This is a genomic window from Bacillus sp. BML-BC051 (genome assembly GCF_019656175.1).
In the GTDB taxonomy this organism is placed as follows: Bacteria; Bacillota; Bacilli; order Bacillales; family Bacillaceae_G; genus Bacillus_A; species Bacillus_A mobilis.
The window spans coordinates 1-9116 of the sequence record NZ_BPLI01000114.1 but is presented as its reverse complement, the minus strand read 5'-3'; the positions used below and the strand labels follow the sequence as shown (position 1 = coordinate 9116).

The following is a 9116-nucleotide window of genomic DNA, read 5'->3' as shown; positions in this document are numbered from 1 at the left end:
TGCATTTCCGCTTTAGTGTTCTTTTTTTAGTTCTATACTAAAGAGATAAACATGTTCATTTTCTTGTAATATTTGGTCAATAGCGCTTTTTTCCTCAAGCATTGGGATTCTTACGGTTTCTTTATTCGTTTTTATTATAGCTGTTAAAGTCGTTTTTTGATTATATTTTAATTTTATAGTAGATTGAAGAGTAGTAGATGCAGAGCTATTTATACTCGGAGGTGCTTCTTCAGGAACGAGCATGGAACTACCTTCAATATTAACATACCAATGTTTTTGCGCTTGTATATCTTTATCGAGTTGGGATTGAGGTGGTAAAAAAGAAAGCTTTACTTTCTTTTTTGGAAAATGTGAGGTAGCTGTATTTACAATTTCGTTTGTTTTTTTACCATTTTGATAATAATCAATTGTGGCATGTATTTCATCTTTTTCATTTTTAAGTGTAACGCTGTAAAACATGCTGTTTCCTTCTTGAAAAGGAGTCATTTGTAAAATAGAAGATTGCTCTTCTGTTAATTTGTATGGCTCAACAATCGCGATCTCATTGTTTTTAAGTGGGCTACAACTTGTAAGAAATAATAAAAACAAGATTGATAGTAATTTTATACGCATGCAATCCCCTCCTTTTTACAATTATATTCTTAATATGATTTTTTTACCATTTTATTCTCTAGGACTAAAGACTTAGAACAAATTCAGATTGTAGTGCGATGTTTAAAATGTCATATTTTTATACACTTGTAGTATAGAATGAGTTTGTTATGAAGTAAGGTAGGGGAAGAACAGATGTCTTTATGTCAGTTAGTGAGAAAAAATATAAGAACATTTGCTGCCAAAAGGATGAAGCAATTTATGTGGGTTGCTATGAGTACTATGATTTTATTTTTTATGATATCGCTTCAATTTAATGAAGTAGTTGTTGAGAAATTAGGAATTACATTTTTATTTCAAATGTGTTTTTACACGCTGTTTCTTATATTCATTTTTATATGTACTTTTACTACATATAAAATAACGTTTTCTCTGCTGCAAATGAGGAAAGAGGAAATTAAATCTTATGTAGCAGAGAATAGGAACGCATTATGTTTATTATGTCAGGAGCAATTATTCATTTATGGCGTAGCGTTTGTTTTTGGATTAGTTAATGGGATGTTATTTTTGAAATTATTTACGATTATCTTTATGAAAATAGCAGGGATACAAGGGATAAATAGTGCACCGATTACAATATATGCAATAGTAGTTGTTAGTATAATTATGATCGTTATCGTCCTATTATCGATGATACAATGTTTTCGATTTGTTCAAAGTTTACAATATGAAAATTTATTTCATTTCAAGGAAAAGGCATGAGAAATCATGCCTTTTCCTATTTTACACATAAAAATAATCATGTTACAGTGTAAAGACCTGACAAAGAATGGGAAGGAAAGGTTGTATAGAATGACAAACGAACAATCAATTGTAAAGGTTGAGCGATTAACGAAGCGAATCGGTTCAAAGACACTTGTAGAAAATATTAGTTTCGAAGTTAAAAAGGGCGAAGTAGTTGGCTTGCTCGGACCAAATGGTGCTGGAAAAACGACTTTAATGAGAATGATGGTCGGCATGATTCGTATGACAGAGGGCGAAGTTTGGATTGACGGTCAATCTGTAAAACAGCAATTTGAAAGTACTGCTTCGAAAATTGGAGCAGTAATTGAGACACCGGAATTTTATCCTTTCTTGAGTGGCTATGAAAATTTAACATATTTCGGAAGAATGAATGGTAACGTGACAGAAGAACGTATCGATGAAGTAGTGAAATTGTTAGGGATGGGGCAAGTAATTGACCGCAAAGTAAAAGCATATTCACTTGGCATGAGACAACGTTTAGGAATTGCTCAAGCACTTATTCACGATCCAGATGTATTGATATTAGATGAACCAACGAATGGATTAGATCCTAGTGGAATACATGAAATGAGAATGTACATAAAGAAAATTGCACATGAACAAGGAAAAGCGGTACTTGTATCTAGTCACTTACTTTCAGAAGTTGAATTAATGTGTGACAGAGTTATCATTATTCAGCACGGAGAATATGTCGCGACGCAAAATATTCAGCATAATCAAAGCGAAGAGATGGAAACAATTCGTATACGTGTAGATGATGCGAATAAAGCGGCAGAAATGTTAGAGCAAGATGTTTTAATAAAAGGAAATGATTTACTTATTAATGTAAAAGATGAAGAAATCCCAAATGTTATTCGTACATTGCTTGAGAAAAATATTCAAGTGTATCGTGTATATGAAGAAAGAAAAACGTTAGAAGAGCAATTTTTAGAATTAACAGGGGGAAAAGATATTGTTTAATTTAGTGTATAACGAACTGTATAAAATATTTAAGCGAAAGCGAACGATTATTCCCTTTGCAGTTATTGCAGTATTAATAATTGGATTAGGATGGGTTACGGTAAAGTATTTAGAACCGGAAACAAAAGGATGGAAAGCCGATTATACAGAACGAACTGTAGAAATTGAGAAAAAACTAGGCATGAAAAAAGAAGCTATTTTAGCAGAGCGATCTGGGGACGAGCTTGTAAAGGAATATCAGCTGAAGATGAAGTATTTAGATACAGATACAGCGCCGGCAAGCAGCTCTCCGCTTTCTTTCATGAGAGATACAGGTTTTATCGTATTTCCAATATTGCTCCCATTTATCCTCGTGTATGCAAGTACAATTTTTGCGAATGAATATAGCTGGGGAACATATAAATTTTTAACGATACGACCAGCAAGTCGCTTTAAAATTTTGACAGCGAAATTTTTAGCAATTGTCATATTTGCAGCGTTATTGTTTATATTTAATATGATTTTCTCCACTTTATGTGGACTTATTATTTATAAATTCCAGCAGCCTGCATGGAGCGAGTTTATTTTCCAAGACGGAAATATTATAAAACAAAATATTTTTGTAGAAGCTAGTAAGTATTATATTTTATCGTGGTTGCCGACCATTGTGTACGCAGCGTTTGCATTTATGATTTCTGTGTTAACAAGATCTAGCGGAGGCGCGATTGGTATTTCACTATTTCTTGCTTTATCAGGAAACATTGCATTATTAGCAGCAACTAGATATGATTGGGCGAAATATTTATTGCCAGCAAACACAGATTTATACAGTATTGCAAAGAGTGGAAGTTTTATTGATGGAGTAACGTTACCGTTTGCTTCATGTATGTTATTACTGTATTTATTTGTATTTTTAAGCATTTCCTATACCGTATTTTTAAAACGTGATTTAACTTAGTAAAAAAGGAGCCGTTAAGTATCTCTTAACGGCTCTTTTTTATGCAAATTGTTTAAGTGCTTTTTCAGCTAACAAAGCGAAGTATTCTGCACTTATCGGTAACGCTCGCTCGTCTACTGTAAAAGCAGGATGATGCCATTCATGTGTACCACTCGTTCCCATAAAGACGAATGAACCAGGTATTTCTTGTTGATAAAAAGAAAAATCTTCTCCGGCCATTGACGGGGTAGGAGAGATGATATTTAAATTCATTGTTTCTGCAACTTGAGTCGATAAGTTTGTTAGAGATGTATCGTTATGAACAGCAGGAGGGCCTGCAAAAAAACGAAATTCTGTTTCTACACCTAATGCGTCAGAAACCCCTTGAATAATACGTTTCATTAGTGCGGGAATTTTTTCACGTGTTTCCGTTTGGAATGTACGTACAGTTCCTTCCAGCGTAGCTTTTTCCGGAATAACGTTCCACGTATTTCCGGAATGAATGTTTGTGACACTAACGACTGCATTATGAGAGGAACTTATATTCCGGCTTACAATTGTTTGGAGTGCCATAACAATTTGAGAGGACGCGACAATAGGGTCTACCCCAGCATCTGGTACAGCTGCATGTGTACCAACTCCGTGAATTTTAATTTCAAATCGATCAACCCCGGCCATGAGTGGACCATCTTTAATACCGATTGTACCTACTGGTAAATCAGGTTTATTATGCATACCGAAAATAGCTTGCACATCACGTAAATGTCCGGCTTCAATTACTTTGCAAGCACCATCGCTACTTTCTTCAGCTGGCTGGAATATAAAGCGTACCGTTCCGCTAAGAGAAGATTCTTTTTCTTTTAATAAATAAGCGGCACCTATAATAGCAGCTGTATGAAAATCATGCCCACAAGCGTGCATCCTGCCGTGAATTTTTGAAGCGTACGGCAAATTTGTTTCTTCTTGAATAGGAAGGGCATCAATATCAGCACGGATCGCTATAATCGGTCCGCTATGATTCCCTGAAATTTCAGCAATAACGCCTGTTTCTAAACTAGAATGTATAATCGTAATGTTTTTCTCTTCTAACCAATTCTTTATAGCTTTCGTCGTTTCAAATTCTTCGTATGATAATTCTGGATGCTCATGCAAATTTCGACGAATAGAAATGAGTGCCTCCGTTAATTGTTCTAGATTTGCTGCCACTTATCATGCCCTCTTTCTTAAATGAAGTATTTACATTAAGTATACAATAAGAAAGGAGAGGATTCTCAAATGAAAATCCTCTCCCGTTTTATCATTTCCCAACAGAAAACTCCCACCTCAAGGAATGGGTAGGACATGTTCCAATGAGTAGGTGGGAGCTGAATAACGGTTAGGCAATAGCCTAAAGGTTCTTCTTGGTGAAGAATCAGTATAAGGTACCGGTATCGTAATCAGTTCGTTCCTATAGAAAGAAAATGTTATAGCTCAGAGGAATTTTTAAATCTACGAAATTGTTTCATTTGTATTTTTTTGAAAGGGACAGAGGACTTTCGACAAAAAAAAGAAATGATACGTGATCAGTATTTTTTGGTTATATCATGATATCGTTCCTATGCATATCATGAAAAAGATTGTAAACAAATAAAAAAAGGAAGTGAGGTGAAAAGCCTGAACCTGCGTGAATGGAAGTGTCCTTCTTGTGGTATGTATCATGATAGAGATGTGAACGCAGCGGAAAATCTGAGAAAAGAGGCCATAAGGCTCCTAACCGTAGGGATTACGGGGATTGCCTACTCATAAAACTGAGGGATACCTTAGTGTTCGTAGGAATCCCCCACTTCAAACAGCTCGTTAGAGTGTTAAGTGGGGGTAGTTCAAGCTGCCAATTTTTTGTGTGTATGATGTTTACGATAACGTCCACGCATTGCATAGGCAATTTGCGGGATAGCAATACCGATTAAAATAAGTGATACACCGAACCATTGTGAAGAGAGCACAGCTTCTTTTAAAACGAATACAGACATAATTGTTGTAACTGGTAGTTCTGCTGCGCCAAGAATAGTCGCTAAGCCAGAACCGATCTTTGGAATACCAATTGTAAAGGCAATAGAAGGAATAACGATACTAAATGTTCCTAAACCTAAACCGTATTTCCAAAGTCCTTCAGAAATTGCACCGCTAAAAATAAATGTTGGCGGGAATACAATCATTACTAAAGTTAAAGCGCCAGTCATTAAGAGAACGCCACGTGGTAATGAAGGTACCTCAACAGCAACTTTTCCGCTCACGAAAATGTATGTTGCGAATGTAACAGCAGATAATAAGCCTAGTATGATTCCAGTCATATCGAAATCACCTGCTGATTTTTCTAGTAAACCACTTGATAAAAATGTACCTGCAAGTAAGAAAATAACGGAAATCACCTTTTCTCTTGAAGGTAATGTTTTTGTTGCGACTGCTTCAATAATAATTCCGACCCAAACGAATTGGAATAAAAGTATAATTGCAATAGATGCTGGTACAGTTTTTAATGAAGCATAATAAAAAATTCCAGTGAAGCTTGCAGATGTACCTGCAACGAATAAAATTAATGCTTGTTTTAATGGAACACGATGTCTAGAAAATAGAAGTGTAATAGCAAGCAAAATAATCCAACCGAACAAATATTGGCTGCCAATTACTTCTCCAAGTGAAAATCCTTCTGCATAGGCAAGTTTAACGAAAATAGCTAAAATTCCATAACTACACGCTCCTAATAAAACTAAAAGAGAATAACGAAGCATGAAAAATTCCTCCCATCTATATGAAATTGTTCCTAACGGACATATATAACTAGAGGGAAGTATACAAAATTAAAAATGAAGGGTCAAATAAAAGAAAAGTGTGACATTTTATAGAATAATAATAAAAGTATGATATTTATGCATAATCTTGAAATTAATAATAATAGAAGTATTATAAAATCAGCTTTGTATTGTATAAAGACAGCATTTGAAAAAAATATTTTTTAACTAATATGTATGTAGACGTACTCGTAACGTGCTAATCATTTGAGAAACTATGTTACCTTTGTTATGTTAATAACAATTAGAGAAGTTTCGTAGTTCAATTGAGATTTTTCTATATAATAGAAGGAAATGAAAACGTTTTTTAGAAACTGTGTGAAAGGGCAAGTTTTTCTTATTATCACGTTGGAAAAGTTATTTCACGAATTGTTCACAGTATTTTTATATGTTTTTGCTACAATATGTAAGGAGAGGAGTGGAACAATGCAAGATATTAGTATTTTTTTAGCGTTTGGCGCCGGGTTTTTATCATTTATTTCCCCATGTTGCTTACCGCTTTATCCGGCATTTTTATCGTACATAACAGGTATGTCGGTTTCTGAGTTGAAAGAAGAAAATGCAATGCTTCGCAAGAGAAGTATGATACATACAGCGTTTTTCTTACTTGGATTTTCAATTATATTTATTGCAATTGGATTTGGTACAAGCTTTATCGGAGGTATCTTTACAAATTATAAAGATTTAATTAGACAGTTAGGTGGTATATTTATCATCGTGTTCGGTCTTATTATTGTCGGTGTGTTTAAACCGAAATTCTTAATGCAAGACCGTAAATTTACGTTTAAAAATCGTCCGAGTGGCTATTTGGGATCTGTTTTAATTGGATTGGCCTTTGCTGCAGGGTGGACACCTTGTACAGGACCTATTTTAGTATCTGTCATTGGATTAGCAGCAACAAACCCAGAATCAGCAATGATTTATATGATTGCATACATACTTGGATTTGCTATCCCATTTTTCGTGCTATCATTCTTTATTACGAAAATGTCTTGGATTAAAAGAAATAGTATGAAATTCATGAAAATCGGGGGATACGTTATGATTGTCATGGGTATCTTCCTATACTTTAACTGGATGACGAAAATTATCGTATATTTCTCAAGTTTATTTGGTGGTTTTACCGGTTTTTAGTATTATTCTGTGAAAATGTTGGAAATACTAACGGAAAAGCATATAATGAAAGTATATTTTGCATATAGCCACAAAAAAGGATGAGAAAATATGAACATAGTTGTTTTATCCAGTATCGTTGCTGTTTGTATGGCTGTCGGTGCGATGTTTATTCGTTTAAAAGCAGCTAAGAAACCTGCAACATTGAAAAAAATTATACTTCCACCATTTTTTATGAGTACGGGAGCATTGATGTTTGTTTTTCCAGAATTTCGACTAACTCCAGCAGAAATATTAGAAGCAATTGGCGTCGGTTTGTTTTTCTCTATTTTTCTTATTAAAACATCTAAATTTGAAATTAGAGGACAAGAGATTTATTTGAAGCGTTCAAAAGCATTTGTTTTTATATTAATTGGATTACTTGTCGTACGGATTGTATTTAAAACATACTTAAGTCAATCCCTTGATTTAGGACAACTTAGTGGCATGTTCTTCTTACTGGCGTTCGCGATGATTGTATCATGGAGAATTGCAATGTACCGTTCCTTTACGAAATTACAGAAGGAAATGGAAAAAGAAGATGGTTTTTATAATGAAAAAGATATGAAACTAACTTAAAACTGTATAGGTAATAAATAAAAAGACAGCGTTTTTGACGCTGTCTTTTTATTTATATTGTTAACACCTTCTGTCCCAGCCGCGTCGTATAAAACGTTCTCCATTAAAGAAACAATTTAAATTTGGTGAGACGAATGGACCGATAAACGTAATAATATTTGGTTCTGAAGTTTCATCAACAGGAATCGGTGGTTTAGTAGGATCAGGTCTAAGTGTATAGCGAACGCGGGCGGTATTTCTAATGAGTCCGTTTCGTGGCTCTGCTGTTACTTGAACGATAAAACGGACAACAATGGATTCACCTGGATTAACCGTTTCAATTAGAATTCCAATAGTTGGATTACTTCCAGGACGTAAAACGCCGTTTACTGTTACTGAATCTGAATAGAAAGTAACTTCGGGAGGTAGTGGATCGGTAATGAGTACATTATTTGCAGCGATAGCGCCATTGTTAGTAAAGGTAAGTGTATATGTGATGAAGTCACCGAGTTCCACACTATTTACATTCGCTGTCTTAATAAATGTGTTTGGCTCATTAGGGTTTACTTCTATTGTAATTGGTGGTGTTGTTGTCGTTGTCGTGACAGGTGGTCTAGTTGGATCAGGTTGAGAAGTAAACGTAATGGACGCAATATTTGTAATCATTCTATTAGGTGGAAGTGTAGTAACCTGTACTTGGAATGAAATAGTTACTGATTCTGCTGGATTAAGAGTTCCGACTGGAATGCCTGTGGATGGATTTGCGTTTGGAACGGGAATGTTATTAATTGTGACACTATTTGGAATGAATGATGTGCCGACAGGAAGTGAGTCTGTAACAGAGATATCAGTGATAGGAATCGTACCTTCATTTTGGAATGCAATAGTAAATGTAATCGTATCACCTACTGAAACGATGGATTTATCAGCGGTTTTTATCGGAGTAATAGTCCCAACATTGACAGGGGTAATCGTAGTAGGTGTAGGCGTAGTAACGGATACAGGTGGCTTAGTAGGATCAGGTTGGTATTGGAATGAAACGTTACCTCGGTTTTGAATTTCTCCGCTTGGTGGAATTGAAGTTACTAGGACACGGAAAGAAATTGTTGCTGATTCAGAAGGAGCAAGTGTTGAAAGCGGAATGCCTGCTGCTGGATTTGCGGTTGGTTGCGGCACATTGTTAATAGTAACACTATCTTGAATGAACGAAGTACCGACAGGAATTGTATCAGTTACAACAATATTATTAGCAGGAATGGTACCTGTATTTTGGAGTGAAATCGTATACGGTGCGAGACGTTCTCGAG

Annotated in this window: 10 protein-coding genes; 6 read left to right on the top strand and 4 right to left on the bottom strand. The window is 35.1% G+C overall.

What is annotated here, in order from left to right; genetic code table 11:
- Positions 1-12: 12 nt before the first annotated feature.
- Entirely contained in the window at positions 13-612 is a 600-nt protein-coding gene (locus K5S59_RS29090; protein WP_098238106.1) for a histidine kinase, read from the bottom strand.
- 174 nt (positions 613-786) lie between these two features.
- On the opposite strand from K5S59_RS29090, the gene K5S59_RS29085 reads away from it, so the two are divergent.
- The 3 genes from K5S59_RS29085 (at position 787) to K5S59_RS29075 (ending at position 3292) form a co-directional block, all read left to right on the top strand.
- Positions 787-1353, top strand: a complete 567-nt coding sequence (locus K5S59_RS29085; protein WP_000050591.1) for a hypothetical protein — start codon at positions 787-789, stop codon at positions 1351-1353.
- 90 nt (positions 1354-1443) lie between these two features.
- Entirely contained in the window at positions 1444-2355 is a 912-nt protein-coding gene (locus K5S59_RS29080) for an ABC transporter ATP-binding protein (protein ID WP_000180645.1), read from the top strand.
- Positions 2348-3292: an ABC transporter permease gene (locus K5S59_RS29075; protein ID WP_000482783.1), complete on the top strand. Its 945-nt coding sequence runs from the start codon at positions 2348-2350 to the stop codon at positions 3290-3292. Before K5S59_RS29080 ends, K5S59_RS29075 begins: the two co-directional genes overlap by 8 nt.
- Before the next feature lie 39 nt (positions 3293-3331).
- Here K5S59_RS29075 and K5S59_RS29070 read toward each other — a convergent pair whose 3' ends face one another.
- Positions 3332-4477 carry a M20 peptidase aminoacylase family protein gene (locus K5S59_RS29070; protein ID WP_000729782.1) on the bottom strand — a complete coding sequence of 382 codons (1146 nt, stop codon included), beginning with the start codon at positions 4475-4477 and terminating at the stop codon, positions 3332-3334.
- A 420-nt stretch (positions 4478-4897) separates the two neighbouring features.
- Here K5S59_RS29070 and K5S59_RS29065 point away from each other — a divergent pair, with 420 nt between their 5' ends.
- Positions 4898-5056, top strand: a complete 159-nt coding sequence (locus K5S59_RS29065) for a transposase (protein WP_255299502.1) — start codon at positions 4898-4900, stop codon at positions 5054-5056.
- A gap of 74 nt (positions 5057-5130) precedes the next feature.
- Here K5S59_RS29065 and K5S59_RS29060 read toward each other — a convergent pair whose 3' ends face one another.
- Entirely contained in the window at positions 5131-6039 is a 909-nt protein-coding gene (locus K5S59_RS29060) for an EamA family transporter (RefSeq protein ID WP_000947026.1), read from the bottom strand.
- A 486-nt stretch (positions 6040-6525) separates the two neighbouring features.
- On the opposite strand from K5S59_RS29060, the gene ccdA reads away from it, so the two are divergent.
- Together ccdA and K5S59_RS29050 are read left to right on the top strand one after the other, a co-directional pair.
- Positions 6526-7233, top strand: a complete 708-nt coding sequence (ccdA, locus tag K5S59_RS29055; protein WP_001152685.1) for a cytochrome c-type biogenesis protein CcdA — start codon at positions 6526-6528, stop codon at positions 7231-7233.
- A 90-nt stretch (positions 7234-7323) separates the two neighbouring features.
- On the top strand, positions 7324-7830 hold the full coding sequence (locus K5S59_RS29050; protein WP_001028635.1) for a CcdC family protein: 507 nt from the start codon (positions 7324-7326) through the stop codon (positions 7828-7830).
- Between the two features lie 60 nt (positions 7831-7890).
- Here K5S59_RS29050 and K5S59_RS29045 read toward each other — a convergent pair.
- Positions 7891-9116: DUF11 domain-containing protein (locus tag K5S59_RS29045; RefSeq protein ID WP_220784119.1), on the bottom strand; the 1226-nt coding region annotated here is incomplete at its 5' end.